This window comes from Sphingomonas sp. Ell38C01 (assembly GCF_055231975.1).
The window spans coordinates 2062091-2087925 of the sequence record NZ_JBUYVA010000001.1 but is presented as its reverse complement, the minus strand read 5'-3'; the positions used below and the strand labels follow the sequence as shown (position 1 = coordinate 2087925).

At 65.6% G+C, this 25835-nt stretch carries 26 protein-coding genes and 2 tRNA genes; 16 read left to right on the top strand and 12 right to left on the bottom strand.

Features of this window, described 5'->3' with window-relative positions:
• The first annotated feature begins 56 nt into the window (after positions 1–56).
• Together ACV7NO_RS09945 and ACV7NO_RS09940 are read left to right on the top strand one after the other, a co-directional pair.
• Positions 57–2717 carry a TonB-dependent receptor gene (locus ACV7NO_RS09945; protein WP_463405842.1) on the top strand — a complete coding sequence of 887 codons (2661 nt, stop codon included), beginning with the start codon at positions 57–59 and terminating at the stop codon, positions 2715–2717.
• Positions 2717–4267: a glycerophosphodiester phosphodiesterase family protein gene (locus ACV7NO_RS09940; RefSeq protein ID WP_463405841.1), complete on the top strand. Its 1551-nt coding sequence runs from the start codon at positions 2717–2719 to the stop codon at positions 4265–4267. Before ACV7NO_RS09945 ends, ACV7NO_RS09940 begins: the two co-directional genes overlap by 1 nt.
• Before the next feature lie 549 nt (positions 4268–4816).
• On the opposite strand, the gene ACV7NO_RS09935 is transcribed toward ACV7NO_RS09940, so the two are convergent.
• From ACV7NO_RS09935 to ACV7NO_RS09920, 4 genes are all read right to left on the bottom strand, one after another.
• Positions 4817–5200: a hypothetical protein gene (locus ACV7NO_RS09935; protein ID WP_463405840.1), complete on the bottom strand. Its 384-nt coding sequence runs from the start codon at positions 5198–5200 to the stop codon at positions 4817–4819.
• Positions 5201–5258: 58 nt separating this feature from the next.
• A protein-coding gene (locus ACV7NO_RS09930) for an IS3 family transposase (RefSeq protein ID WP_463405004.1) occupies positions 5259–6388 on the bottom strand; the annotation gives its coding sequence in 2 pieces (ribosomal slippage) (positions 5259–6136 and positions 6136–6388; 1131 coding nt in all).
• Positions 6389–6541: 153 nt separating this feature from the next.
• Positions 6542–7990, bottom strand: a complete 1449-nt coding sequence (gene mauJ, locus ACV7NO_RS09925; protein ID WP_463405839.1) for a methylamine utilization protein MauJ — start codon at positions 7988–7990, stop codon at positions 6542–6544.
• Positions 7991–7993: 3 nt separating this feature from the next.
• The gene (locus tag ACV7NO_RS09920; protein WP_463405838.1) at positions 7994–8554 is read right to left on the bottom strand and encodes a hypothetical protein; all 561 of its coding nucleotides are present in this window, start codon (positions 8552–8554) and stop codon (positions 7994–7996) included.
• Between the two features lie 288 nt (positions 8555–8842).
• Between ACV7NO_RS09920 and ACV7NO_RS09915 the strand changes: the two genes are divergently transcribed.
• Together ACV7NO_RS09915 and ACV7NO_RS09910 are read left to right on the top strand one after the other, a co-directional pair.
• The gene (locus tag ACV7NO_RS09915; protein ID WP_463405837.1) at positions 8843–9415 is read left to right on the top strand and encodes an antirestriction protein ArdA; all 573 of its coding nucleotides are present in this window, start codon (positions 8843–8845) and stop codon (positions 9413–9415) included.
• Between the two features lies 1 nt (position 9416).
• Positions 9417–9713, top strand: a complete 297-nt coding sequence (locus ACV7NO_RS09910; protein WP_463405836.1) for a hypothetical protein — start codon at positions 9417–9419, stop codon at positions 9711–9713.
• Positions 9714–9865: 152 nt separating this feature from the next.
• On the opposite strand, the gene ACV7NO_RS09905 is transcribed toward ACV7NO_RS09910, so the two are convergent.
• Together ACV7NO_RS09905 and ACV7NO_RS09900 are read right to left on the bottom strand one after the other, a co-directional pair.
• Positions 9866–9939: transfer RNA gene (locus ACV7NO_RS09905), tRNA-Gly, on the bottom strand.
• 95 nt (positions 9940–10034) lie between these two features.
• Positions 10035–10805 (bottom strand): competence/damage-inducible protein A, encoded by a 771-nt coding sequence (locus ACV7NO_RS09900; protein WP_463405835.1) that lies wholly within the window; start codon positions 10803–10805, stop codon positions 10035–10037.
• 51 nt (positions 10806–10856) lie between these two features.
• Between ACV7NO_RS09900 and map the strand changes: the two genes are divergently transcribed.
• The 4 genes from map (at position 10857) to glnA (ending at position 15965) form a co-directional block, all read left to right on the top strand.
• Positions 10857–11681, top strand: a complete 825-nt coding sequence (gene map, locus ACV7NO_RS09895; protein WP_463405834.1) for a type I methionyl aminopeptidase — start codon at positions 10857–10859, stop codon at positions 11679–11681.
• A 98-nt stretch (positions 11682–11779) separates the two neighbouring features.
• Positions 11780–13960, top strand: coding sequence for a PQQ-dependent dehydrogenase, methanol/ethanol family (locus ACV7NO_RS09890; protein WP_463405833.1), 2181 nt, complete (start codon positions 11780–11782; stop codon positions 13958–13960).
• Between the two features lie 162 nt (positions 13961–14122).
• Positions 14123–14461, top strand: coding sequence for a P-II family nitrogen regulator (locus tag ACV7NO_RS09885; RefSeq protein WP_463405832.1), 339 nt, complete (start codon positions 14123–14125; stop codon positions 14459–14461).
• A gap of 91 nt (positions 14462–14552) precedes the next feature.
• Positions 14553–15965, top strand: coding sequence for a type I glutamate--ammonia ligase (gene glnA, locus ACV7NO_RS09880; RefSeq protein ID WP_463405831.1), 1413 nt, complete (start codon positions 14553–14555; stop codon positions 15963–15965).
• Positions 15966–16207: 242 nt separating this feature from the next.
• Here glnA and ACV7NO_RS09875 read toward each other — a convergent pair whose 3' ends face one another.
• Positions 16208–16669 (bottom strand): hypothetical protein, encoded by a 462-nt coding sequence (locus ACV7NO_RS09875; RefSeq protein ID WP_463405830.1) that lies wholly within the window; start codon positions 16667–16669, stop codon positions 16208–16210.
• 118 nt (positions 16670–16787) lie between these two features.
• Here ACV7NO_RS09875 and ACV7NO_RS09870 point away from each other — a divergent pair, with 118 nt between their 5' ends.
• A complete protein-coding gene (locus ACV7NO_RS09870) occupies positions 16788–17132 on the top strand; it encodes a hypothetical protein (RefSeq protein ID WP_463405829.1) in 345 nt (114 codons plus the stop codon).
• A gap of 125 nt (positions 17133–17257) precedes the next feature.
• On the opposite strand, the gene ACV7NO_RS09865 is transcribed toward ACV7NO_RS09870, so the two are convergent.
• The 3 genes from ACV7NO_RS09865 to ACV7NO_RS09855 are packed head-to-tail and all read right to left on the bottom strand — an operon-like array spanning position 17258 to position 19858.
• On the bottom strand, positions 17258–17923 hold the full coding sequence (locus ACV7NO_RS09865) for a DUF4893 domain-containing protein (RefSeq protein WP_463405828.1): 666 nt from the start codon (positions 17921–17923) through the stop codon (positions 17258–17260).
• A 4-nt stretch (positions 17924–17927) separates the two neighbouring features.
• A complete protein-coding gene (locus tag ACV7NO_RS09860) occupies positions 17928–18713 on the bottom strand; it encodes a 3-hydroxybutyrate dehydrogenase (RefSeq protein WP_463405827.1) in 786 nt (261 codons plus the stop codon).
• Positions 18714–18715: 2 nt separating this feature from the next.
• On the bottom strand, positions 18716–19858 hold the full coding sequence (locus ACV7NO_RS09855; RefSeq protein WP_463405826.1) for a DUF3734 domain-containing protein: 1143 nt from the start codon (positions 19856–19858) through the stop codon (positions 18716–18718).
• A 118-nt stretch (positions 19859–19976) separates the two neighbouring features.
• Between ACV7NO_RS09855 and ypfJ the strand changes: the two genes are divergently transcribed.
• The 5 genes from ypfJ to ACV7NO_RS09830 all read left to right on the top strand — a co-directional run bounded on the left by ypfJ (position 19977) and on the right by ACV7NO_RS09830 (position 22941).
• Positions 19977–20897 carry a KPN_02809 family neutral zinc metallopeptidase gene (gene ypfJ, locus ACV7NO_RS09850; RefSeq protein WP_463405825.1) on the top strand — a complete coding sequence of 307 codons (921 nt, stop codon included), beginning with the start codon at positions 19977–19979 and terminating at the stop codon, positions 20895–20897.
• 98 nt (positions 20898–20995) lie between these two features.
• Positions 20996–21071: transfer RNA gene (locus ACV7NO_RS09845), tRNA-Ala, on the top strand.
• Between the two features lie 43 nt (positions 21072–21114).
• Positions 21115–21474, top strand: coding sequence for a hypothetical protein (locus ACV7NO_RS09840; protein WP_463405824.1), 360 nt, complete (start codon positions 21115–21117; stop codon positions 21472–21474).
• Positions 21475–21514: 40 nt separating this feature from the next.
• Positions 21515–22357: an oxygen-dependent coproporphyrinogen oxidase gene (gene hemF / locus ACV7NO_RS09835; RefSeq protein WP_463405823.1), complete on the top strand. Its 843-nt coding sequence runs from the start codon at positions 21515–21517 to the stop codon at positions 22355–22357.
• Positions 22348–22941 (top strand): GNAT family N-acetyltransferase, encoded by a 594-nt coding sequence (locus ACV7NO_RS09830; RefSeq protein ID WP_463405822.1) that lies wholly within the window; start codon positions 22348–22350, stop codon positions 22939–22941. Before hemF ends, ACV7NO_RS09830 begins: the two co-directional genes overlap by 10 nt.
• Here ACV7NO_RS09830 and ACV7NO_RS09825 read toward each other — a convergent pair.
• The gene (locus tag ACV7NO_RS09825; RefSeq protein ID WP_463405821.1) at positions 22911–23657 is read right to left on the bottom strand and encodes a hypothetical protein; all 747 of its coding nucleotides are present in this window, start codon (positions 23655–23657) and stop codon (positions 22911–22913) included. The genes ACV7NO_RS09830 and ACV7NO_RS09825 overlap by 31 nt on opposite strands.
• Entirely contained in the window at positions 23654–24484 is an 831-nt protein-coding gene (locus ACV7NO_RS09820; protein WP_463405820.1) for a hypothetical protein, read from the bottom strand. The genes ACV7NO_RS09825 and ACV7NO_RS09820 overlap by 4 nt, the downstream gene beginning before the upstream one ends.
• A gap of 95 nt (positions 24485–24579) precedes the next feature.
• On the opposite strand from ACV7NO_RS09820, the gene lipB reads away from it, so the two are divergent.
• Both lipB and ACV7NO_RS09810 read left to right on the top strand, forming a co-directional pair.
• Positions 24580–25254: a lipoyl(octanoyl) transferase LipB gene (gene lipB, locus ACV7NO_RS09815; RefSeq protein ID WP_463405819.1), complete on the top strand. Its 675-nt coding sequence runs from the start codon at positions 24580–24582 to the stop codon at positions 25252–25254.
• Between the two features lie 89 nt (positions 25255–25343).
• Entirely contained in the window at positions 25344–25616 is a 273-nt protein-coding gene (locus ACV7NO_RS09810; protein WP_463405818.1) for a hypothetical protein, read from the top strand.
• Positions 25617–25835: the final 219 nt, after the last annotated feature.

The following is a 25835-nucleotide window of genomic DNA, read 5'->3' as shown; positions in this document are numbered from 1 at the left end:
CCTAAGGTGATTAATTAGAACGGCACGACGATGCCGAATCCTGAGGGGGGAATGCCATGAAGACCGTGACACTGTTGCGCAGCCTGTTGCTGCTTTCGTCCGCACTGCCGACGACCGCCTTCGCACAGGCCGCCGCGCCCGCCCCGGCGGACACCGACATCGTCGTCACCGGCGCGCGCCTCCAGGCGGTGCGCGAGATCGAGGCGAAGCGCGACATCGCGGTCATCTCCGACAGCATCAGTTCGGACGAGATCGGTACGCTGCCTGATTTCGGACTGGGCGAGGCGCTCCAGCGCGTCCCCGGCGTGTCGACGATCCAGAACAATGCGCGCGGCGAGGCGCAGTTCCTGTCGATCCGCGGGCTGAACGCGGACTACAACCTCGTCCAGATCGACGGCGTCACGCTGCCCGCCAACGAGATCGGGCGACGCAACGTCTCGCTCGACGTGATCCCGTCGTCGCTCGCAAGCCGTGTCGAGGTCTACAAATCGGTCACCGCCGCGATGAACGGCAACGCGATCGGCGGCATCGCCAACCTGCGTACGCGCAGCGCGTTCGACGGCAAGGGGCGGACCTTCGTCGGCGGACGTTTCGATATCGGCAAGTATGATTTCGAGCGCACCCGCGGCAAGGAAATCCCCTCGGGCCAGGCCGAGCTCGTCGCCTCGACCACCTTCGGCCCCGATCGCAAGTTCGGCGTCGTGGTCTCGGGCAGCTATTTCCGGCGCGATTCCGCCTCGCTCAACTCGGCGACCGACAACTACCTGTACGTCGACCCCGCCACCGGCACCCGGCTCACCTCGCCCGCCAACGACGTGACGAACGCGCTCGTCGCCCCCGATCGCCGCCGCTGGCTCCACTATGACAATGTCCGCCAGCGCTATGGCGTGTTCGGCAAGTTCGAGTTCGACGATCACACGCTGTTCAGGGGCGCGCTGACGCTCGCCGATTTCCGCCACACCAACGACGAGGAACGCCAGTCGAACCTCGTCGTCGCCAACACCGCGGTGACCGCCGCGACCAATCGCTACACCAATTTCAGCGGCGTCACCGCGACCGGCGGCACCGTCACGAACGCCAACGCGCAGGTCGATCTCGTCAACTATTACCAGACACGCCGGATGCGCTATGCCGACGTCCATGGCGAGCTGACGCCCGGCAGCGGGATCAGGGCCGATTTCGGCCTGAACTACGCGGTGGCCACCTATCGCCAGGATGCCCGCCTCTCGACCTACCGGATCGCGAACACCAACAGCCTCGCGTACAACTACCAGATCACGCCGGGCAGCTTCACGTACTTCGACTTCGCGCAGCCCGCCTATGCCGCGAACGCCGCCAACTACCGCCAGTTCGAATACGGCACCAACAGCGACGACAACCGCGAGACCGCGCTGACGTGGCGCGCGAACATCGGCGTCAACATGGAGGGGGAGGATCGCGGCTTCGGCGTCGCGGCGGGCGCCTATGCGCGCTTCCTCGATCGCCGCTACGATTTCCAGGTCGACAACTACCGCACCAACACGAATACCAACTATCTGCTGACGTCAGTGCTTTCGCCCGACACCTACGCCCCCTATAACGGTCGCGGCCAGACGATGCTGCTGATCGATCCCGACGCCGCACGCGCCGCGTTCGACGCGACCCGCAGCGGCTTCACCGTCAACGCCACCAACGCCGCGGGCAGCCTCCAGTCGGACTACAACCTGACCGAGGACATCTATGCCGGCTACGCGATGGCGCGCTACGCGCTCGACACCGCACGGATCAGCGCGGGCGTCCGCTACGAGGATACCACGCTGTCGACCGGGTCGTTCGGGCTGCGCGGCACCACCTACACCTATGGTCAGCAGGACCAGCACTATCGCAACTGGCTCCCCTCCGCGCAGTTCGACTGGGACCTGACCGGGAAGCTGCGCCTGCGCGCCGCCTACAGCCGCACGCTCGGCCGCCCGAACTATGACGATCTCGCCGCGCGCGAGACGGTGAACGTCAACAGCTCGACGGGCGCGATCAGCATCACCTCGGGCAACCCCACGCTCAAGGCGCGGCGCTCGGACAATTACGACCTCAGCCTCGAATATTATGTCAACCGCGACATCCTGTTCTCCGCCGCCCTGTTCCAGAAGGACATTTCGAACGAGATCGTGACGGTCCGCAACCAGGCGACCGAGCTGTTCGACGGCACGCAGCAGCTCATCACCCGCATCCGCCCGGTCAACACCAACAGCAGCAAGGTGCGCGGCCTCGAACTGAACGCGGTGGTCGCGCGGATGCGCTTCCTCCCCGGCCCGCTCGACGGCCTGGGCTTCTCCGCCAACGTGACGCTGCTCGACCCCACCCCGCCCTCGGTCTTCACCGCGGACGGCGTCACGCTGCGCCGGCTGTCCGGGCTGTTCGAAAGCGCGAACACCGTTGCCAACGTGAAGCTGTTCTACACCACTGGCCCCCTCACGCTGCAGGGCGCGTGGAACCACCTGTCGCCGATCCTCTTCTCGGTTTCCACCACCGATCCGCTCGGCGACCGCCGCTACGCCACCAGCGACCTGTTCGATGCGCAGGTCCGCCTCAAGCTCAGCCGCCACGTCACCGTCGTCGCACAGGGCAAGAACCTGACGAACGAGCGTCCGGAGCGGCTGTTCGGCCCCGCGTTCGGGCTGCTGCGCGAGGAGATCGACAACGGCCGCGCCTTCTACATCGGCGCGCTGGTGCGGTACTGATGCGCGCGCTGCTGGTGGCGGCGCTCGTCGTTGCCGCTTCGCCATCGCTGGCCGCCGACCGCTATCTGAGCGGTCCCGGCCTGACGCTGCGCGACATCCTGCCGCCGCCACCCACGGACGATGCGGCGGATATCGCGACGTTCGTGGCGACCCGCGCGACGGCGGGGACTCCGCGCTGGCGCCAGGCGATCGCCGATGTGGACGAAAGCGTGCCGGCGATGCTTGCCGACTTCACGACCGCGGCAGGGAGGGATCTGTCGCCCGGCGCCACGCCTGCGCTCGCGACCCTGCTGAAGCGCATGCGGCCGGACCTTTCCGCGGCGGTCAATGCGGTAAAGGCAATTCATGCCCGTCCGCGCCCGTTCGTAGGGCGCGACGGGGCAGTGTGCCAGCCGCGCGAGGCACTGGTTGGCAGCTTCGACTATCCGTCCGGGCACAGCAGCTGGGGCAATGCTGTCGGGCTGGTCCTGGCCGAACTGATGCCCGATCGCGCCGAGCCGATCCTGGCACGGGCGCGGGACTATGGCTATAGCCGGGTGATCTGCGGTGCCCACAGCGCCAGCGCGGTCGTGGCCGGGCGTATCGCCGCAGCGGCGGTGATCGCGCGACTGCACGGCGATCCACGCTTCCTGGCCGATCTCGAGGCCACGCGTCGCGAACTCGACCGCGCTGTGCGGATCATGGCACGGATCGCCGACCCGGCGGCGGGCCCGATCGTCGTCGCGCATCGAGGGTGCCATGCCGCCGCGCCGGGATTGTCGAGCGCACCCGAGAATTCGCTGCTGGCGCTGGATCATTGCGTGGCGATCGGCGTCGATGTGATGGAAACCGACGTGCGGATGACCCGCGACGGCCATCTGGTGATGATCCACGACGCCAGCGTCGACCGCACCACAGACGGCGCAGGCCGCATCGCCGATCTGTCGCTCGCGCAACTGCGGGCACTTCGCCTGCGGGACGATCTGGGCGGTCCGGGCGCCCGTCCCACCGACCAGCGGATCGTTACGCTTGAAGAGATTCTGGCGGCAGCCGACGGTCGGATCGTGCTCAATCTGGACATCAAGGATGCGGTTCATGCCGAGACCATCGCGGCTGTTCTGCGCGCGGGGGCGCAAGGCCGGGTGCTGGTGAAGGCCACTGCCGGGATCGCCAGTCCGCCACTCGCCGCGCTGCCGCCATTCGATACGGTCGCATTCCTGCCGATGCTGTCGGCCGGATCGAGCGCCGCCACCGATCTGCCCGACGTGATCGCACGGCAGGCATCGGCGTTGCGCCGACCGATCGGTTTCGAAGTACCGCGCATGCCACTTGCCATGCTCCATGCGACAAGCGCGGCGGCGAAGGTCGCAGGCGGCCGACTGTGGGCGAATTCGCTCTGGGACGGCTTTATCGGCGGTCTTGGAGGCGATGCGGCGGCCCTGGCCGATCCGGGCGCTGTGTGGGGGCGCATGATCCGCTCAGGCGTGACCATCATCCAGACCGATCAGCCGTCTGCCCTCCGCCGCTATCTCGACGTCGACGACCGGTCCCGCCAAACTGGGAAAGAGTGAAATTCTCCCTCTCCACACCGGCGCGATCGATCCTTTGACGAGAGGTGGTCTCGCCTTGAAAAGGGATGAATACCGCCTTGACACGCAAATCAGGACCGCGAGGGGCGCCTCGCCGGGATCGTTGCGCTAGCGACGGGACGCGAGCCGCCAGAGTCACTTACTGCAAAGGTGGAGCGGGTGAAGGTATTCCAATAAATAACTATAATCAAACGATATTTTTTGCTACAATGGCCCACACAGAACCTGCACAGGCACGGCAATTCAAGCACTTACGCCGCCAATCTGCACAGTTTCTGCACAGTGGGAAGCGAAGAAATGAGTTTCATCCTCGACAAGGAGCAGATTAAGCCCGGCCTCATCATCTTCCGACGCGGAGATGTGGGGCACGACAATTTTTACTGTCGGGTGCGAATTCACAACGAGGACCGCTACAAGACAATCTCACTGCGGACAGCGGATCGTCAGACGGCGCGCGACCGCGCGATGGACGAAGATGCCGACATACGCTTTCGAGTGAAGCACGATGTTCCGGTTTTCAATCGCCCCTTCTCACAGGTCGCGGAGGAATATGGCGAAGCACAGCAGCGGCGCGCTAATGCTGGCGAGGTCAGCCAAGCGCGCGCGATGAACGTCAAAAACAAGATCAATGGTCCGCTCAACACCTATGTCGGCAGCACGCAGGTTCATTTGATTACCCAAGACCGCTGGGCGGATTATCCGTTGTGGCGGCGGGAGAATGGGCGGGGACGCCGTGACAGCATCATCAGCGATTCTACCATTCGCATCGAGATGAGCATTTTCGCCGCCATCATGAATTATGCGATCAGCAAACGCTATGTGCCTGCACACCATCGTTTTGAAGGCATGCCGAAACTCAAATCGAACCGGCGTGATGAATTCACGGTCGAGGAATATCGCAAGCTGCACACCCAAGGCCGTAAGTGGATGCGGGAAGCGACGACCCCTGACGTGCTCCCCAAAGCTCTACCAGTCATAACTGGAGTCCGGGGTTGGTATGGTGCCCCTCGGGGCGGTGTTGCGCAACCTGCCTGGCAGCATCGGCGGGCGTCAGCCCGCCAACGCCGCTATGCGGCCGCACGTGGTTGTAGTCGTCGCGCCAGAGCCGCAGCACCGAGCGGGCGTGGCCGAGCGACACGAACAGCGTCTCGTTGAGGCACTCGTCGCGCAGGCGGCCGTTGAAGCTCTCGACGTAGCCGTTCTGCTGCGGCTTGCCGGGCGCGATGTAGTGCCACTCGATGGGTCGCTCTTGCGTCCATCTCAGGATCGCCAGGCTGGTCAGCTCGGTGCCGTTGTCGCTCACGATCATCAGCGGCGGTGCGCCTCTGGCCGCGATGATGGCGTCGAGCTCGCGAGCGACGCGGGCGCCTGACAGTGAGGTGTCGACCACCAGCGCGAGGCATTCCCGCGTGAAGTCATCGACGACCGCAAGGATGCGGATGCGCCGGCCGCTGATCAGCGTGTCGCTGACGAAGTCGAGGCTCCATCTCTGGTTCGGACCTTGCGGCAGCGTCATCGGCGCCCTTGTCCCCATGGCTCGCTTCCGGCCACGACGGCGCCTGACCCGCAGGTTCTCCTCGCGGTAAAGCCGCAGCAGCTTCTTGTGGTTCATGACCAGGCCCTCACGAGCCAGCATGATGCCAAGCCGCCGGTAGCCGAAGCGACGACGTTCCGACGCGATCTCTCGCAGCCGCGACCGTAGGTCGCCATCATCACTACGCCGGGGCGCGTAGCGCACCGACGTCCTGTCCGCGCCGAAGATGGTACAGGCCCGACGCTCGCTGATGCCGAACAACCGTCGAGCATGCTCGACAGCCTTCCGCTGAGCGGCGGGCCTCACCAGTTTTTTGCCGCGACCTCCTTCAGAACGGCATTGTCGAGCATGGCATCGGCCAGCAGCCGTTTGAGCCGGCCGTTCTCCTCCTCCAGCACCTTCAGCTTGCGCGCCTGCGACACGTCCATGCCGCCATACTTGGCCTTCCACGCGTACAAGGTGGCGCTGCTGATCCCGTGCTTGCGACACACGTCGGCGGTCTTCATCCCGCCCTCCTGCTCGCGCAGCACCGCAATGATCTGCTCCTCGCTGAACCTGGTCTTCTTCACGTCCGTCTCCTCACGAAGGCGGACTCTAGCTCAAACTGGCAGAGTTTCAGGGGAGCACGTCATGCGGCGTCTATTCTCATCAGCGGCAAACGCCTTGAGGTACGACTGAGCAACCCAATGACAGCGTTTTGTGACCTGTTGCGCCATGACCTATTATTGCGCCTCGCTTTGATCAGGCTCAGGAACATCAGCGTTGCCGAATGGGGAATCTGAGACTCCGAGTTCCTGTCGGATGAAATACCGTGCCAACCGGCGCATGATGCCTGCGGCATTATGTAAACGACGTAGTTCATCGGCACTGTCTGGGTCAGACGGATGCTTTTCACGAACATGCGCTACCGCGACACGACAGGCTTTCCATAAATATTCTTCTATGGCCTCATCGCCACATGCTTTCAGCAGATCATCTGCGCGGTCATCGTTCCGGCCTTCATGTATCAGCGGAAATTTTTCGGCTATCCACGGCTTAATGAATTTCCCTTCGGGGTATCGAACTTCCAAAACCTTGAAATAGCTCAGCACGGCGTAGCTAATCATGAAATTCTGCTCGGCATTGCGCCCTTCGCGGTAGAGCGCCAGCGCGCGCAGCACGTCCTCCGACGTGGGAATATCGCGATTGAACACCCAGTGATATGTCGTGGCGAAGGCTAGGTTCCGCTTGGGCACTGCAACCGGCACCGGGTTCCCTGACCAGCCGTCCTGCGCGATCGCGTACTGATCGTCGCACCATGTCATCAAACTCAGGAAGCGGTTTATCACCGTCCTGCCTGCTTCCATACTGAGCCGGTTGGCGTGTAGGTCGATATGGATCGACTGCACATGCTCCTTGGTTTTCGGCATCAGTACAAACTTGTAGCGGTCGAACTGGATCAGCATTTCCTCGCGCGGCCAAGTGACCTGATTATCGACGCCGATATTCAAGAAGTGTGATGACGACGTTGCGCCCAATCGCTCGCGTCGTGCCTTCTCGGCATCCTCCTTGTCATATTCCGCCCCATCCCCCATCGGCGGCGATGGATGGTCGCGGGCATACGCAACCTTTCGCGCCAAGCGTTCAAAAAACCGACAATTGAAGACCAATTCCCGGCTAACCGCTGCATTGCGCAACGCCTCGTCGTAATATGCGCCCGGCTGTAACAGCGACACTGCCTCGTCGCGCACAAAGACCAACTCATGCCTTGTGTCGTCGCGTTTATACGTGATGACCGCAATGCCATTGCTGTTGGTGCCGACCTCAGCCACCGATAGTTGCACGGCGATGATACTCGTTCGTGAAGCCTCTTCCGCTAGAATGTTGCACAGCGCATCGGTGATTGTTGCTGCACCGCCAAAGGCTTCTGTTCTCCCACCGACCGGCTTCAGGTTCTTGAGGATAGTGGCAACATGACCCGACCAACCCGGCTTCGCAGCGACCAACCCAAGGATTGCCGCGGCGATTTGCTCATCGGTCAGGGGACGACCACGGTTCTCCCGGCCACGCGGTAATCGTCCATAGCCACGTAGCGACTCAAAACGTTGCTCCATTTCGGGCGGTAAATCTGACGTCACGTCGCTGGCGCGGCAGAGTTCGGTCAAAATGGTGGCAAGTTGTTTGGCAATCATCGGCTAGCCAGCCTTGCGGACTTGCAGCACAGTTGCACGAATGCTGGCTGCGTCGCTTACGTCCATGTCGAGATCGAGGCAGAGCTTGTAAAACTCTTCTGCTGCCACCTTTGACTCCAAACGATGAGTACGGACAAGCTGCCGTGCGGTCGCAGCTAACGGCGCAATGTCCCCGGATGTAATCGAGCCACAATCCTCCACTGCCTGCGAGAATGATTGCATCGCCTGAGTTGGGAGGTTTGCTCCATAGATAAAGTAAGACAGGTATTTAAGGAAATGGCCGTGGCGAATCATCGCTTCATGGTCGCCAACGTTGCGCATGAACTGTTCCTGCCGTGAACTGCCGCGACCGCTAACATTGTAGTTCGGGTCAGCAAAATAGCTCAGCCGCTGGTCCGGGATCCCCTTGCGCTTAAGCAGGCTGTTCGTGAGCTGGGCCACCACGTCGCCGTTAGCGTGGAATGCTTTGGTGTCACCCAATGTATCGTGTGGATCGAATTGGATCACAGCGGCGAGTGCCGATTCGTCGGGTGTTAATTCGATTGCAAATGTTCCGCGCTGCATGCGAGATGCATAGCCGAAACAATCTGGAACAGGAAATCAAAACAAGAACAAAGGTTGAAATGAGCGTTGCCTTCGGCCCGTGTCCTATGCGCGTTGCGCCCGCAACCGCCTGCGGCGTTTTTGCCATCCGGTGACGACCGCTAACGCAACGACTGGGGCGCTGCCCCCAGCGCACTGCGAAGTGCCTTCCGCCCAGCTTCCTTCGCTACGCTCTGTGCAGCCGGTTCCCCGCGAAGCCACTTACTCCGTTTGCCCCCCGATGCTCAGCCGCATGGGCAGGGTTTCAGAATGCCACTGAAACCCAAACCCACGGAGACAGAAATGGGAGCAACCCGCACAACCGGTCAGACCGGACAACCCCGCATCTATGTGGCCTGCCTTGCCGCCTATAACAGCGTTATCTTGCATGGCGCGTGGATCGAGGCAGCGCAGGAGGCATGGGCAATATATGATGATGTGCAAGCCATGCTCGCCGCATCTCCCATCGTCGGGGCCGAGGAATGGGCCATTCATGATTATGAGGGGTTCGGCGGTGTCCGCATCGAAGAATATGCCAGCTTTGACCATGTGAGCGAACTGGCGGCATTCATTGCCTCACATGGAGCGCTTGGCGCGGCCTTGCTCGACCATTGCAACGGGGAACTGGACGAAGCCCGCGAGGCGATGGAGGACCGCCATCTGGGCACCTACGGCAGCCTTGCCGATTATGTGCAGGAAGTGACGGAAGACGGCACCGCCATTCCCCATGCGCTGCGCTTCTATATCGACTGGCCTGCCATGGCACGTGATGCTGAATTGAACGGCGACCTGTTCACCATACAGATCGCATGGGACGCGGTGCATGTGTTCGCAGGGCACTGACATGGAGCAGCAATCTCACACCCATCAATTCACGTGGCGGGGCATCACCATCAAGTTGGTGCACACACCCCGCCGCTGGAACGCCATTGAGCATCTGGAAATTCGCAGCATCGCGCCCGCAGGTGCGCCGTTGCCTGTCACCGCTACCGGCTACAGGTCGCATTTCATCCCCATAGGCACCGTTGACGCCCATGGGGGCGATGTGGTGGCGCAGATCACTGCTTGGCTGGACGAAGAAGCTGCCAAGCCAGATTGGCTGCGTTATATCGAGGCCAGCAGGCAGGGCGAGTTATTCTAGGCACGCCTTGCGTGGAAGGTGAGAGATGTTCGGTGGTTGAGCCGCGCTTGTGCGCCAAGCAGTTCCGCAAACTTTTCTGCACGAAACCTACACAGGCAAAAATCGTCGATTTTTGCCTTTATATTTCAAGTCTTTGGGTAAATCCAAAGATTTGGAGCGGGTGAAGGGAATCGAACCCTCGTCGTAAGCTTGGGAAGCTTCTGCTCTACCATTGAGCTACACCCGCGTCGGGCGGCGGGGCCGGCCTTGCGTGTCAGCGCGATTGCCACAGGCGGGAGGGGGCGGTCAACGCCTCGTTGCGAGCTTTTTGCCGCGCCGCGCTCAGATGCCGTCCGCGACGACCGCCCTGCCCTGCGTCTCCAGAACCGCCGTCAGGTCCGCGATGCACGCGTCGACCAACGCGGCGTCGGGCGAGCGGACGACGAAGTTCGCGCCGGTGCGCCCCTCGCGGAAGAACGGGTAGCTGCCGATCGATACGCCCTCGTGCGTGCGCTCCGCCTCGCGCAGCGCGTCTGCGATCTCGCTCTCGGCGACCCAGCAGCCGATCGTCCGCGACACCACTGGGCGTCCGCCCTGCAGCGTGCCCGTCAGCGCGTCGAGCATGCCTGCGGTGATGCCCGGCACGCCCGCCATGATGAACACGTTGCCGATGCGGATCCCCGGCGCGCCCGACAGCCGGTTCTCGATCAGGTCCGCACCCGCCGGTACGCGGGCCATCCGCAACCGCGCCTCGGTCGCGCCGCCGCGCGTCGCATAATAGCGATCGAGGATCGCGACCGCTGCGGGGTGATGCACCACGCCGACGCCCAGCGCCGCGGCGATCGCGTCGACGGTGATGTCGTCGTGCGTCGGCCCGATCCCGCCGGTCGTGAACAGATAGTCGTTGCGCGCGCGCAACGTGTTGACCGCCTCGACGATCGCCGTCTCGCGGTCCGCGACGACGCGCACCTCGGCGAGGCGGATGCCCTGCACGTTGAGCCAGGTCGCGATCTGCGCGACGTTCCTGTCCTGCGTCCGCCCCGACAGGATCTCGTCGCCGATCACGACGAGGGCGGCGGTCCAGATGCGGTCGGTTTCGGGCGTGTCGGTCATGCCCTTGCGCATAGTCTCGCAAAACCGCTGGCGTCACGCTATATCGCGCGCATGACCGACTATGTGACCGTAACCAGCGACGCGCCGATCGGGCGCAACGGCGCGATCAAGCTCCACGGCCCGGACGCCTTCGCAGGCATGCACAAGGCCGGGCGACTCGCCGCCGAAACGCTCGACATGCTGACGCCGCACATGGTGCCTGGCGTGTCGACCGGAGAGATCGACCGGCTGATCTACGACTTCATCACCGCGGCCGGCGGCGTGCCCGCGACGCTCGGCTATCGCGGCTACACGCATTCCACCTGCATCTCGATCAACCATGTCGTCTGCCACGGCATCCCATCCGAGCGCGCGCTGAAGTCTGGCGAGATCGTGAACGTCGACGTCACCCCGCTGCTCGACGGCTGGCACGGCGATTCGAGCCGGATGTATCTGATCGGCGACGTGCCCTTGAAGGCGCGCCGGCTCGTCGACATCACCTATGAATGCCTGATGCTCGGGATCGAGCAGGCGAAGCCCGGCAACCACATGGGCGACGTCGCGCACGCGATCCAGCGGCATGCGGAGGCGCATCGCTACGGCGTCGTCCGCGACTTCTGCGGGCATGGCCTCGGCCGGCTGTTCCACGACGCGCCCGAGGTCGTGCATGCAGGCCGCCCCGGCACTGGCCCCGAGCTTCGCCCCGGCATGCTCTTCACGATTGAGCCGATGATAAACATCGGCCGCCCCGACGTGAAGCTCCTCGACGACGGCTGGACCGCGGTGACGCGCGACCGTTCGTTGTCCGCGCAATTCGAGCATTCGATCGGCATCACCGAAAACGGGTGCGAGATCTTCACGCTCTCCCCCGCCGGCTATCACCAGCCGCCCTATTGAGTCTCAGCCGCCGCGCGTCGCCATGACACTTGTTATGCCGGTCGCGTTGCGGCACCATCGCTCCCGAAGCCCCGCAAGCGGGCGCGAGGAGAGTGAGCATGAAGGCTTTGGGGGGCGTCTTGCCCATGGCGGTCGCGGCGCTGTCGCTGACCGCGATCGTCGCATCGTGCAGCGGCGTCAACGTCGCGGGGAATGACAGCGGCGATGCGACCGAGACGTCGGGCGTCGGCAAGATCGACGGCAAGTACCTGACCACCGGCGGCAACGGCAGCGACTGGGCTGCGGCAGGGTATAACTACCAGGAACAGCGCTTCTCCCCGCTGACGCAGATCAACGCGTCGAACGTCGCGCAGCTTGGCCTCGCCTGGTATGCCGACATGCCCGACGCGCGCGGACAGGAGGCGACCCCGGTGGTCATCGACGGCCGCATCTTCGTCACCGGCCCGTGGTCCAAGGTGTTCGCGTACGACGCGCTGTCCGGCCGCAAGCTGTGGGAGTACGACCCCGGCGTCAGCCGCGACAAGGGCGTCGAGGCGTGCTGCGACGTCGTCAACCGCGGCGTCGCGGCGTGGAAGGGCCGGCTCTATGTCGGCACGATCGACGGCCGGCTGATCGCGTTGAACGCCGATACCGGCAACCCCGACTGGTCGGTTCAGACCACCGACAATTCCAAGCCCTACACGATCACCGGCGTCCCGCGCGTCGTCAAGGGCATGGTCGTGATCGGCAACGGCGGCGCCGAGTTCGGCGTGCGCGGCTACGTCACCGCCTATGACGCCGCCACCGGCAAGCAGAAATGGCGCTTCTACACCGTCCCCAACCCCACCGGCGCGAAGGACGGCGCGGCCAGCGACGCCGCGATGGCGAAGGTCGCGCCGACATGGTCCGCCAATGGCCAGTGGAAGCAGTCTGGCGGCGGCGGCACCGTGTGGGACTCGATCGTCTACGATGCGGAGCTAGACCAGCTCTATCTTGGCGTCGGCAACGGTTCGCCCTGGAACCACGGCATCCGCTCGGAGGGACAGGGCGACAACCTGTTCCTGTCCTCGATCGTCGCCCTGAAGCCCGAGACCGGCAAATATCTCTGGCACTATCAGGAGACGCCCGGCGAGACGTGGGACTTCACCGCGACGCAACCGATCAACCTCGCGACTCTCAGGATCGGCGGGCAGGATCGCAAGGTGCTGATGCAGGCGCCCAAGAACGGGTTCTTCTACGTCGTCGATCGCACCAACGGAAAGCTCATCAACGCCAGCAAGTTCATCCCCGTCGTGAACTGGGCCAGCGGCTACGACATGAAGACCGGCCGCCCGATCGAGAACCCGGAGGCGCGCTTCTACAAGACGGGCAAGCCGTTCGTCGCGATCCCGTCCGCGCTCGCCGCGCACAACTGGCAGCCGATGAGCTTCTCGCCGAAGACCGGGCTCGCCTATATCCCGGCGCAGGTCGTCGGCGCGGGCTATATCCCGCCCTCGACCCCGCTCGACGATCGCAAGCCGATCGGGTTCAATGTCGCCACCGATCTGGGCGACGCGATGTATCCGCGCGACGCCGCCGCGATCAAGGCGATGACCGCGGCCGCCACCGGCAGCCTCGTCGCCTGGGATCCGGTCGCCAACAAGCCGCGCTGGACGGTGCAGTACCAGACGCCGTGGAACGGCGGCACGATGGCCACCGCGGGTAATCTCGTCTTCCAGGGCACCGCGCTCGGCGAGTTCCGCGCCTATGCCGCCGATACGGGCAAACAGCTGCTCGCCTACCCCGCGGGATCGGGGATCATGGGCGGCGCGTCGACCTTCCTCGTCAACGGCCAGCAATATGTCGCGGTGCTCACCGGGCGCGGCGGCGCGCTGCCGCTCGCGATCGGCTACGCGATTGGCAAGGCACGCGACGTGCCCAACGTGCCTCGCCTCCTCGTCTTCAAGCTTGGCGGCACCGCGAAGCTGCCGCCCGCGCCTGCTCCCACGCAAACCCCGATCGCGCTCCCCGCCTCCACCGGCACGCCCGCGCAGATTCGCGAGGGCCAGCTGGTCTTCGGCCGCTATTGCCAGGTTTGCCACGGCGCCAGCGCAGGCGGCGGCGGGGTACTGCCCAACCTCCAGCGCTCGAACGCGCTCGCCAACCCTGACGCTTGGAAATCGATCCTGATCGATGGCGCGCTCAAGGATTCGGGCATGGTCAGCTTCGCGAAGGTGATGACGCCCGAACAGGCACAGTCGGTGCGGCTCTACGTGATCGATGAGGCGAACTGGGCGAAGAAGAACCTGCCCTCGAAATGAGTGCCCAACCAAGCGGCATCCGTCCCGGCACTGCCCAATCGTTAGGCAATCCTTAACGCATGATAGGGGTCTTGCGCACCCTTGCCCTCGTGTCGCGCGGCTGGCACGTTCGGTGCAAGGCCTCGCGCGGGGCGAGGATCACCACAAGGGGCGGGTACACGCGTGAAGAAGATCGAAGCGATCATCAAGCCGTTCAAGCTGGATGAAGTGAAGGAAGCGCTCCACGAAGTCGGCGTATCGGGCATCACGGTGACCGAGGCGAAGGGCTTCGGTCGCCAGAAGGGCCATACCGAGCTCTATCGCGGCGCCGAGTACGTCGTCGACTTCCTGCCCAAGGTGAAGCTCGAGGTGGTCGTCGAGGACGGCCTGGTCGACCGCGTGGTCGAGGCGATCGCGGGCGCGGCGCAGACCGGGCGGATCGGCGACGGCAAGATCTTCGTGATCCCGGTCGAAACCGCCTTGCGGATCCGCACCGGCGAACGCAACGACGACGCGATCTGATCCAGTTGACGTCACCCCAGCGAAGGCTGGGGTCTCCCAGTTTCTACAAGACCCCGGTTGTCGCCGGGGTGACGATAAGGAAGATATCCCGATGGCGAACACCGCAGCCGACATCCTGAAGAAGATCAAGGAAGAGGAGATCGAGTGGGTCGATCTGCGCTTCACCGATCCCAAGGGCAAGTGGCAGCATCTGACGATGGTCGCGTCGCTGCTTGGCGAGGACGAGTTCACCGATGGCCTGATGTTCGATGGCTCCTCGATCGAGGGCTGGAAGGCGATCAACGAATCCGACATGACGCTGATGCCGGATCTGGAGGCAGTCTACACCGATCCGTTCTCGGCGACGCCGATGCTGATCGTCTTCTGCGACATCGTGGATCCGTCGACCGGCGAGCTTTACGCGCGTGATCCGCGCTCGACCGCCAAGCGCGCCGAGGCCTATCTCAAGACGACCGGCGTCGGCGACACCGTCTATGTCGGCCCCGAGGCGGAGTTCTTCCTGTTCGACGACGTCCGGTTCGAGAACAGCTACTCGACCAGCTATTACAAGATCGACGACATCGAGCTGCCGGGCAATTCGGGCCGCGAGTATGAGGGCGGCAACATGGCGCACCGTCCGCGCGCGAAGGGCGGCTATTTCCCCGTCGCGCCCGTTGACTCCGCAGTCGACATCCGCGGCGAGATGGTCTCGACGATGATCGAGATGGGCCTGCCCTGTGACAAGCACCATCACGAGGTCGCGGCCGCGCAGCACGAGCTGGGCCTGACCTTCGGCACGCTGACGCAGACCGCGGACCGGATGCAGATCTACAAGTATGTCGTTCATCAGGTCGCACATGCGTACGGCAAGACCGCGACGTTCATGCCCAAGCCGATCAAGGAGGACAACGGTTCGGGGATGCACACGCACTTCTCGATCTGGGAAGGCAAGAACCCGCTGTTCGCCGGCAACGGTTATGCGGGCCTCAGCGACATGTGCCTCTACTTCATCGGCGGCATCATCAAGCATGCCAAGGCGGTCAACGCCTTCACCAACCCGTCGACCAACAGCTACAAGCGGCTGGTCCCGGGTTACGAGGCGCCGGTGCTGCTCGCCTATTCGGCGCGCAATCGCTCGGCCTCGTGCCGCATCCCGTACGGCACCGGCCCGAAGGCGAAGCGCGTCGAGGTTCGCTTCCCCGATGCGCTCGCCAACCCGTATCTTGCCTATGCGGCGCTGATGATGGCGGGGATGGACGGCATCCTGAACAAGATCCATCCGGGCGAGGCGATGGACAAGAACCTGTACGACCTGCCCCCGGCAGAGCTCGCCGAGGTTCCCACCGTCGCGGGCTCGCTCCGCGAGGCACTCGACTGCCTGGCCGCCGACCACGACTTCCTGCTCAAGGGCGACGTGTTCTCGGCCGACCAGATCGAGGCCTATATCGAGATCAAGCGCGGCGAGGTCGCCCGTTGGGAGATGACGCCGAGCCCGGTCGAGTATGATATGTACTACAGCGGTTAAGGCGTGCCGCGCCGGCACGCGGGTGCGCAATAGCGCATAACCGCTGTCGGCCGGCGGGACCCGGCCCCGACCGACTTTAGCCTGTCCGGAGCGCCTGCCTTGGCAGACAGTCGAAGGGCGGCTTCGCCCCGGCGCTGCGACGAGAGAAAAAGCCCCGTCCGAACGTTCCGGACGGGGCTTTTCTCATATACCGACGGTCCTCGCGCCTCTCGGTCGAAGGACCGTCGTTCAACGACGCCTCCTCAGTAATTCGCAGGATTGGGCGTCGGCGCGTTGCACGCGCGCGTCCGCCCGCGCTTGCAGGCCGCGACCTGCAACCGCCAGTCCGCCATCGCGTGGGCATAGGCCTGCTCCTGCCGCGCCGCGACCGCCGCCTCCTGCGCGATCACATGCCGCCGCGCCCGCTGCGACGTACGATACCGTGCCACGTCGCGCGCATATCGTGCGGTCGCGGCTGTGTTTACCACGGTCGTCGCGCTCGCGCTTATCCGCGCCTGCGCCGCCGCTTCCTCATTCGCCGCCTGCACCGCGGGCCGCGCCGAGTCGTTGATCGCCCGAGTCCGCGCGGTATCGCGGTCATAGCCCGGATCGGTCGCCAGCGGGGTCCCCGGTCCGGCAGGATCGGCGGCATTCCGAGTCTGCGCAAAACCGGGAACGGCGATGCTGGCGAGCGCGCATGCGAGCGCGAAGGTCTTGGCGGACATGATGGTCACTCCCGAAACGGACGATGCCCCACAAACTGCCCGCCCTCCGCCCGGTTCCCGCCCCCGGTTCCCGCCACGTCCTCCTTGACGCCGCGGCCGACCGCGCCGATGCGACGGCATGGCCAAAGCCAATCGCCTCGAACGCCTCGACACCCGTCGTGCGGAGCTCGAAACCGAGTATGCCGACGCGTTGGTCGTCGCGCTTCGCGACACCGCGCGCGGCCAATGGGGACTGTTCGACCACAATCAGGATCGTCGCATTCGCGCCAGGATCGCTCCTGTGGTCGATGCGCTCACCGAACTCGGCGCCGAAATCGATGCCATGCGCGAGCAGCTCGGCATGCCGCGGTTCGATCTCCATCACGATTTCCTCGCCGCGCGCGGCCCGGTCGCGTCGAGCAAGCCCGGCGAGCCAAGACAGGCGATGGCATGGCTCGATCGTCTGGGCGTCGCGAACCCCTAGACGCCGATTTCGTCCGGCTTTCGTTCACCACGAACGAAATCGAAGCGGGAGCCGTAAAACGGTGCGTCGATTCCGCTCGTCACGAAAGATGGGTCGACCCTATCGATGACCAGCCCGAATCCGACTCATCCCGTGCCTGCCGGCACCAGTTCGACCACATCGATCAGCGATTCGTATTGCGGCCAGGGCAGGACCACCCGCCAGCGTCGAGCCTCGATCCGCTCGACGAACCCCGCCATATCGCGCCCCGCATCGCGCCCATAATCATAGGCGCGCCGCTCGTCCCCCAACACCATCGTTCCCAGGAATACCGATCGCGATCCGGTATCCTGATAGATCGTCCCGATCGGGCGTTGCGCGCCTGAGGTCTTGGCGAACTCGGCCACGCCGCCGCGCATATCCACATGGCAATCGAACGCGGGATAGGCGGTCCATTCGCGCGTCGCCGCACCCCGTGCGCCCATCTTGAATACCCGGCACCGATACGCGCCCGCTGGCGGCGTCGGATCGTCGAGCGCGCGATAGGGATCGAACAGCAGGCCCTCCGCCGCGATCGCACCACCCGCGCCCGCAGCCCGCGCCTTCGCGATACCGCTCACCCACGCAGCACGCCATCCGCGTAGCCGCGATCGATCCTCCAGCGTCGCGATCCGCCGCCAGTCGACCGACCGGGACGGTGCCGAAGAATCCCTCGCCGTCGCGACGGCCAGTGGTGTCGCCCCGCACGCACAGGCCAGCCCGATCGCCGCCACGACCCACCGCGCCGACACGGTTCCGCCCCGGACGCTCACGCGATCACGCCGCGGTCCAGCCGCCGTCCATCGACAGATTCGCGCCGGTGATCGACGCCGCCTCGTCGCGGCACAGGAACAGCGCGAACGCCGCGACCTGTTCGGGCGTCACGAACGCCTTGGTCGGTTGCGCCGCCAGCAGAACGTCGTTCATCACCTGCTCTCGGGTCATCCCGCGCGACGCCATCGTATCGGGGATCTGCGCCTCGACCAGCGGGGTCCAGACATAGCCGGGCGAGATGCAGTTGACGGTGATGCCGTCGGTCGCCGTCTCCAGCGCGATCGTCTTGGTCAGCCCAGCGATCCCGTGCTTGGCCATGACATAGGCCGACTTGTTCGGGCTCGCGACCAACGAATGCGCCGACGCGGTCGAGATGACGCGGCCCCATCCCTTCGCCTTCATGTGCGGCACCGCGGCGCGCATCATGTACCAGGCGGAGGTCAGGTTGATCGCGATGATCGCCTCCATCTTCTCGGGCGGGAAGTCCTCGATCCGCGCCACGTACTGAATGCCCGCATTGTTCACGACGATGTCGACGCTGCCCGTCTCCGCCACCGCGCGCTCGATCATCGCCGCGATCTGGTCGGGCTTGGTCATGTCGGCCGCGTCGTAGAGCGCCACCGCGCCGCTCGTCGTCGCCAGCGCCGCGCGCTCGCGCTCGATCGCGTCCGCCTCGCCGAATCCGTTGATGACGACCACCGCCCCCTCCGCCGCGAACGCCTTGGCATAGGCGAGGCCGATGCCCGAGGTCGATCCGGTGACGACCGCCGTCTTGCCCTTCAGAAACATCGCTACCTCCTGTTCGCCAGATCGAACGCCGCGCTTCGCCCGGTCAGGACGTTTTCGGCGACCAGCTCGGCATTCGCCATCGTTTCCTCGACCGCAGCGCGCCCCGCGGCCCAGTGCTCGCGCATCGTCCGCGTCGAGAACTCGTAATCGCGCGCCCCGCCCTCCCACGCATTCGCGCGGTAGATGAGGTGGACGAGGCTTACCGCCTGCTCCGCCGCCATCGCGCGCAGCGCGGCCACGTCGCGGTCGTCGGCCAGCGCATCGGGCAGCTTGGCCAGCACCTTGCGCACCAGTTCGCGCTCGCGCCGCAGCCGCATCAGGTCGTCGGTCACCTGCCGCGTCCGGCTGGAGAAGCGGATCTCCTTCTCGCGCGCCATCACGTCCATGATCGTCTGCGGCCGGTCCGAACTCGCGGCAAACAGGTCCACCTGGAAAACCAGCATCGCCTGCGACTGATGATCGAGCACATGCGCCAGCGGCGTGTTCGACACCAGTCCCCCGTCCCAATACCAGCGCCCGTCGATCTCGACCGGCGGCAACCCCGGCGGCAGCGCGCCCGAAGCCATCACATGCCGCGCATCCAGCCGTTCGGTCGTCGTGTCGAAATAGCGAAAGTTCCCGCTCTCGACATCGACCGCGCCTACCGACAGCCGCACCGGCCCGTCGTTCGCCAGATCCCAGTCGATCAGCGAGTCGAGCGTCGCCGCCAGCGCGGACGAATCATAATAGCTCAGCGCATCGGGCGTCCCCGGCGTCGCCATCATCGGCGGGACGAAGCGCGGCGAGAAGAACCCCGGCACCCCCGCCATCGCGACATAGCCCGCGGACCATTCGTGGACGAACTCGCGGATCCGGTCGTCCGGCCAGATCGGAAAGCTCGGCAGCCCGCTCGTCACGATGTCCCAGAACGCGCGCAGCCGCTCGGTCCGGCGCACGGGCGGATTGCCCGCGATGATCGCGGCGTTGACCGCGCCGATCGAGATGCCCGCCACCCAGTCGGGCATCACTCCCGCCTCGGCCAGCCCCTCGGCAACGCCCGCCTGATAGCTGCCCAGCGCGCCGCCGCCCTGGAGCACCAGCGCGACCTGATCGGGAAGCGGGAGCGCCCGTGCACGACGCTGTGGACGGGGTTCGACATCGGCCATCGATCACGCATGCCCCCGCCCCGCCCCCCAATCAACCCGAATGATTGCAACCCGCGACACATCGTGCGCATTCATCCCGGCGCGGTAACGATCGCGGCGTAACGGAGAAGGGGTAGCCATGCGGCTCGACGATTTCGATCCGAACATCAACGTCGGCGACCAGCGCGGCGAAGGCGGCGGTTTTTCGGGTGGCGGTGGCGGTGGCGGCGGCTTGCTGATGGGCCTGCTGCCCCTGATCGGCAGTCGCTTCGGATGCGGCGGCATCGTCGTCGCGCTGTTGCTGCTCGCGGTGTTCGGCGGACTTGGCAGCCTGGGCGGCCTGCTCGGCGGTGGCGGCGACACCGGCGGCACGCAGGTGACCCGCTCCGCGCCCGCAGGCACGACCGAGGCGACGCAGGCGTGCACCGTCGACGACGCCAGCAAGGAGGCATGCAACGCGTTCAGTTCCGCGCAGAAGACATGGGCCGCGATCTTCGCCAAGTCGGGTAAACGGTTCGAGGCGCCCTCGCTGCAATTCTACTCGGGCAACGGCCGCTCGGGCTGCGGCGCAGCGCAGGCGGCGATGGGCCCCTTCTACTGCCCCACCGATCGCGGCATCTATCTCGACACCGGCTTCTTCGCCGAACTCCAGAACCGCTTCCGCGCCAGCGGCGACTTCGCGCGCGATTATGTGATCGCGCACGAATTCGGCCACCACATCCAGACGTTGCTCGGCACCTCGGATCAGGTCCGCCAGGCACAGGCGCGCGCAAGCGAGACCGAAGGCAACGCGCTGTCGGTCCGTCTCGAACTGCAGGCGGATTGCTATGCGGGCGTCTGGGCCGCGAACAACCGCGACCGGATCGAGCCTGGCGATATCGAGGAGGGGATGACCGCGGCGCAGGCGATCGGCGACGACACGCTCCAGCGCGAGTCACAGGGCCGCGTCGCCCCCGACAGCTTCACCCACGGCACTTCGGCGCAACGTCAGGCATGGCTCAAGCGCGGGCTCGACGGCGGCGATCCCGCCCAATGCGACACGTTCAGCGGTGCGATCTGACCGGGCAGCGAAATTTGTCGCGGCGAGACGACAGACCCGGTTGCAACCCGCGATCTGGCCCGCTAATGGCGTCGCTCCCGACGATGTCGGGCCGGGGCGGGGCCGTAGCTCAGATGGGAGAGCGCTGCAATCGCACTGCAGAGGTCAAGGGTTCGATTCCCTTCGGCTCCACCACCCCGCTACCGTCGTTCCAGTCCGCGATCGAAATGAGGCTGGAATGAGCGATCCCGAAAACCCATGGAACGGCGAACGCGTCCGCCGCTGGCTGGACAGTCGCCTTGCGGCCGCACGCAGCGAGCAGGCGCGCGCCGACAAGCGCGGCTACGGTCACGAGGATGATTACGACAAGGCCGCGGCCGAGGAATGGGCCTGTCGCGCAGCTGCCGTCGGCGACTCCGCCGACGACCAGACGCGCTTCGCGGCATCGCTCAAGGCGCTCCTCGCGCGCGACGAATACCGGATGACGGGCATCCACGACGACGCCCGCGCCGAACGCGAAGTCCGCGCCTGCCTGCGCAAGCTGATGAAGATGACGAAGGCCAACGCCGGCTTCGAGAACGTCTCGCGCTACCAGTAACCCCTCCCCCCGCTGCCGATCCTTTGATACGGCCCGAACCATGATCGATCTCGACCCCCAGCAAGCTGCCGCCCGCGCGTGGTTCGAACATCTGCGCGATGCGATCTGCGCCGAGTTCGAGGCGATCGAGCGCGAGGCCGGGTCCGACGCCGCCTTCGCCTACATTCCGTGGGACCGCACCGATCCCAGCGGCGCGCCCGGCGGCGGCGGCGTCCGCGGCGTGATGAAGGGCCGCGTATTCGAAAAGGTGGGGGTCAACGTCTCGACCGTCGGTGGCACGCTCGACGGCGACTTCGCCCGGTCGATCCACGGCGCCGCCGAAAGCCCCGCCTTCTTCGCGACCGGGATCAGCCTCGTCGCGCATATGGCCAACCCCCACGTCCCCGCGGTCCACATGAACACCCGCTTCCTCGTCACCACGAAGCGCTGGTTCGGCGGTGGCGCGGACCTCAACCCGCCGCTTCCGGTCGCGGACGACACCGCCGATTTCCACGCCACGCTCGAACGCGCCTGCGCCGCGCATGACGCGGGCTATTATCCGCGGTTCAAGGCGTGGGCGGACGAGTATTTCTTCATTCCCCACCGGAACGTCGCGCGCGGCGTCGGCGGCATCTTCTACGATCATCTGGAGGGCGATTTCGACGCGAACCTCGCCTTCACGCAGGATGTCGGCAGGGCGTTCCTCGACGCCTATCCCCGCATCGTCCGCCGCCGGATGCACGACGCCTTCACCAACGCGGACGTCGCCGCGATGCGCGCGTGGCGCGGGCGCTATGTCGAGTTCAATCTCGTCCACGATCGCGGCACGCTGTTCGGGCTCAAGACCGGCGGCAACATCGACGCGATCCTGATGAGCCTGCCGCCGCTCGCCTCATGGGACTGACCCCCGTGGCCCCCGGCGACGTCGCGACGATCGTCACCACGCTGGAGATGCGCGCCCGCCCGCCGTTGCGCCCGCTCCCCGCGTCGCCGCTGCGTCTCGTGGCATGGCCAGCGCCCGTTCTGTCGCGCTATCGCACGCTGTTCCGCCGCGTCGGCGCACCGTGGCTCTGGTATTCGCGGCTCGTGATGGACGACGCCGCGCTCGCCGCGATCGTCCATGATCCCGCGGTCGAGGTCTACGCCGCCACCGATCGCGCCGGGATCGAGATCGGCATGGTCGAGCTCGACTTCCGTCACCCCGGCGCCTGCGAGCTGTCCTATTTCGCGCTGGTCCCCGAACTCGCGGGGCAGGGTCACGGCCGCTGGCTGATGGCGGAGGCGATGGCGCGGGCGTGGCGCAAGGGCGTCACCCGCGTCTGGGTCCACACCTGCACGCTCGATCACCCCTCCGCGCTCAACTTCTATCGCGCGCAGGGCTTCGTCGCGATCGCGCGGACGATCGAGACGTTCGCCGATCCGCGCGCCACAGGCCTGTTGCCGCAGGACGCCGCGCCTCAGGTCCCGCTGCTGGCGAACCGCCGATAGGCGACGACGCCCAGCATCGTCAGCGCCAGATGGAATGCGGTTGCGACCCCCGCGATCCCGGCATCGACGATCGCGATCGCCACGGGGTTGCCCTGCCCCGGCATCCGCAGCCAGTCCTCGACCGGCATCAGCGGCAACACCGCGATCCATTGCATCAGGAACAGCGCCACGACCGCCCCGAACAGCGCGAACGGCGACCGCGCGGTCATCCGCCAGCTCCGTGCGAGCGCGCCCGTCGCCGACACGGGCTGACCGCTCGCCAGCACCGGCACCGCCGCAATCAGCCGCGCCTGCATGTACAGGCCCGGCAGCGCGAGCATCCACAACCCCAGCCCCACCGGGATCGCGATCAGCACGCTCGCCAGCACGAACCGCGGCAGCCGGCGCAGCGCGGTGCCCAGCGCGCCGCGCACGTCTGGCCGCGCCGGATCGAGCAGCAGCAGCGCGATCGCCGCCACCCCGACCAGCCCGATCGCGTCGGCGACAAGATACCAGATCGCGTTGGTCTGCCCCCACACGCCGACCGCGTCGAGCCAGGCGCTCAACGCCGCCTCCGTCCGCGGAGACGCCGGCAGCGCGGGAATCGGATCGGTCAGCAGTTGCACCGCCAGCGCGGGCAGAAACAGCAACGGCCCAACGATCCGGAGCAGCAGGTCCGCTTCGCGCTGGAACAGCGCCCAGCTTTCAGCCAGAAGCCGGGCGAAGGACGGCGTCATGCGACCGGCACGACGGCGATGCCCTCTTCCCGCGCCCGCAGTGCAACATACAGCTGCGTGACGAACACCGTCTGCAGCACCGCGAACACCGTCGTCACGATCGCGCCCGCCAGTGACGCAAGGAAGGTGACCAGCGCCAGATTGTCGGCGCCTAGGATCAGGCGGAAGACGATTCCCGTGATCGCGGTCGCCGCGGTCAACGCGACGATCAGCACGATCGCATACAGGATGGCCACCGCGATCAGCTTCCACGTCATGCCCCGCGTCAGTCGCCACGCGCGCCCGAAGGCGGCGAGTCCCAGCCGCTCGTTGACGATCACCGGCCAAAGCACCGACAGCCGCGAGCCGACCACCATCGCGACGACGCCCAGAACGATCAGGTACAATCCGGTCAGGCCGACGGCACCGGGCGACAGCGTCGTCTGCGGCTGTCTCGCCGCCGCCGCGGTGAAGTCGTAGCCGGCATTCGCCAGGAGCACGCCCGCCGGGATCGACGCGACCACGACCACGACCACCGCGATCGCGACGACAAGGATCGCCGCCCCAAGCCGCGCCCGCGCGATCGCATAGGCATCGCCGCGCGTCGTCGCCGGGTCGCTCGACACCGCGGTCAGCGCCAGCTGCCCGAAGAGCATGATCGCCACGACCAGGATAGACAGGATGCCGATCACGGCCAACAGGCCACCGCTCGCCGGCGCGAACGCCCGCAGCGCATCGCGCACGATCGTCGGCACCAGCAGCGTCGCCACCGCGATCCCCGCCAGCATGTTCGTCCGTCCGCCGATCACCTCGACCGTGCGATCCCACACCGTGCCGATCCGAACCATGTCCGCGCATCCCCGTCGTCGTTGTCCCGATGCGCGCAGGCCTAGCCGCCCCGCCCCGCCTTGCCAATCGCGGTCGCACGTCGCATCTCCCCGCGATGACGACGATGGCAACCGATGCGGCGATCGAGTGGCGGGTGACGCCGGGGCTGACCGACTATGCGACCGCGCTCGCGGAGATGGAGGCGCGCGCCGCCGCGGTCGTCGCGGGCGAGGCGCGGGAGTTGATCTGGCTGCTCGAACACCCCCCCGTCTACACGGCCGGCACCAGCGCGGATCCGGCCGAGCTGATCGATCCGCGCTTTCCCGTCGTCGCGGCGGGGCGCGGCGGGCGTTACACCTATCACGGGCCCGGCCAACGGATCGGCTATCTCGTGCTCGACTTGAACCGGCGCGGCCGCGACGTGCGCTGTTTCGTCCATGCGGTGGAGGGCTGGGTGATCGCCGCGCTGGCGGAGATCGGCATCGCCGCGTTCCGCGCGCCGGGACGGATCGGTATCTGGACGTTGGACCAGGCCGGGGTCGAAGCGAAGATCGGTGCGATCGGCGTACGCGTCCGCCGCTGGGTCACGCTTCATGGCTTCTCGGTGAATCTCGCGCCGGACCTGTCGCATTTCGGCGGAATCGTGCCATGCGGCATCGCCGACTACCCCGTCACGTCCGCCGCCGCGCTCGGGAAAGCGGTGAACGCCGCAACCTTTGACGCAGCCCTTGCGTTCACTCGGGACGCTTTTCTTGAAAGCCTGTCTTGTCCGCGTGAAAACGAGGCTTGAGGGGCAGGCGTTATCCGATTAATGTCTACTTCGATTTGGGTATTAAGGCCAGACAGCCACCCCAGGTCTTCTATCTAGGGAGCTTCCAAATGCGTGCAGTCTTTTCCAAGGTTCTGACCGGTTCGATGATCGCGGGCGCCGCGCTGATGGTTTCGGCCTGCGGCTCGAAGACCGAGACGACGACGACCGACAACACGATGGTCACCGACATGAATGCCACCGAGGGCATGGACACCATGACCGACAACATGACCGCCGTCGACGGCGCTATGAACGGTGGCATGATGGCCAACGACACGATGGGGAACGACATGATGATGTCGAACACCACCACGACGACCACGACCACCAACGCGATGTAATCTGCCACTTCGGCGGATCGACATATCGTCGGAAAAAATGGACCGTCCGGGCAACCGGGCGGTCCTTTTCGCGTCCGGAAACCTTCGCCGCTTGCACGATCGTTACGGGGCCGTGCGCCAGACTGCGGCCGGATCGCGGCGCGTCATGGTAAATGGGGCTTGGGTTGCCATCCGAAAACGCCTAGAATCCGGCATGTTGTTCGGGGCGGGAACGCCTCT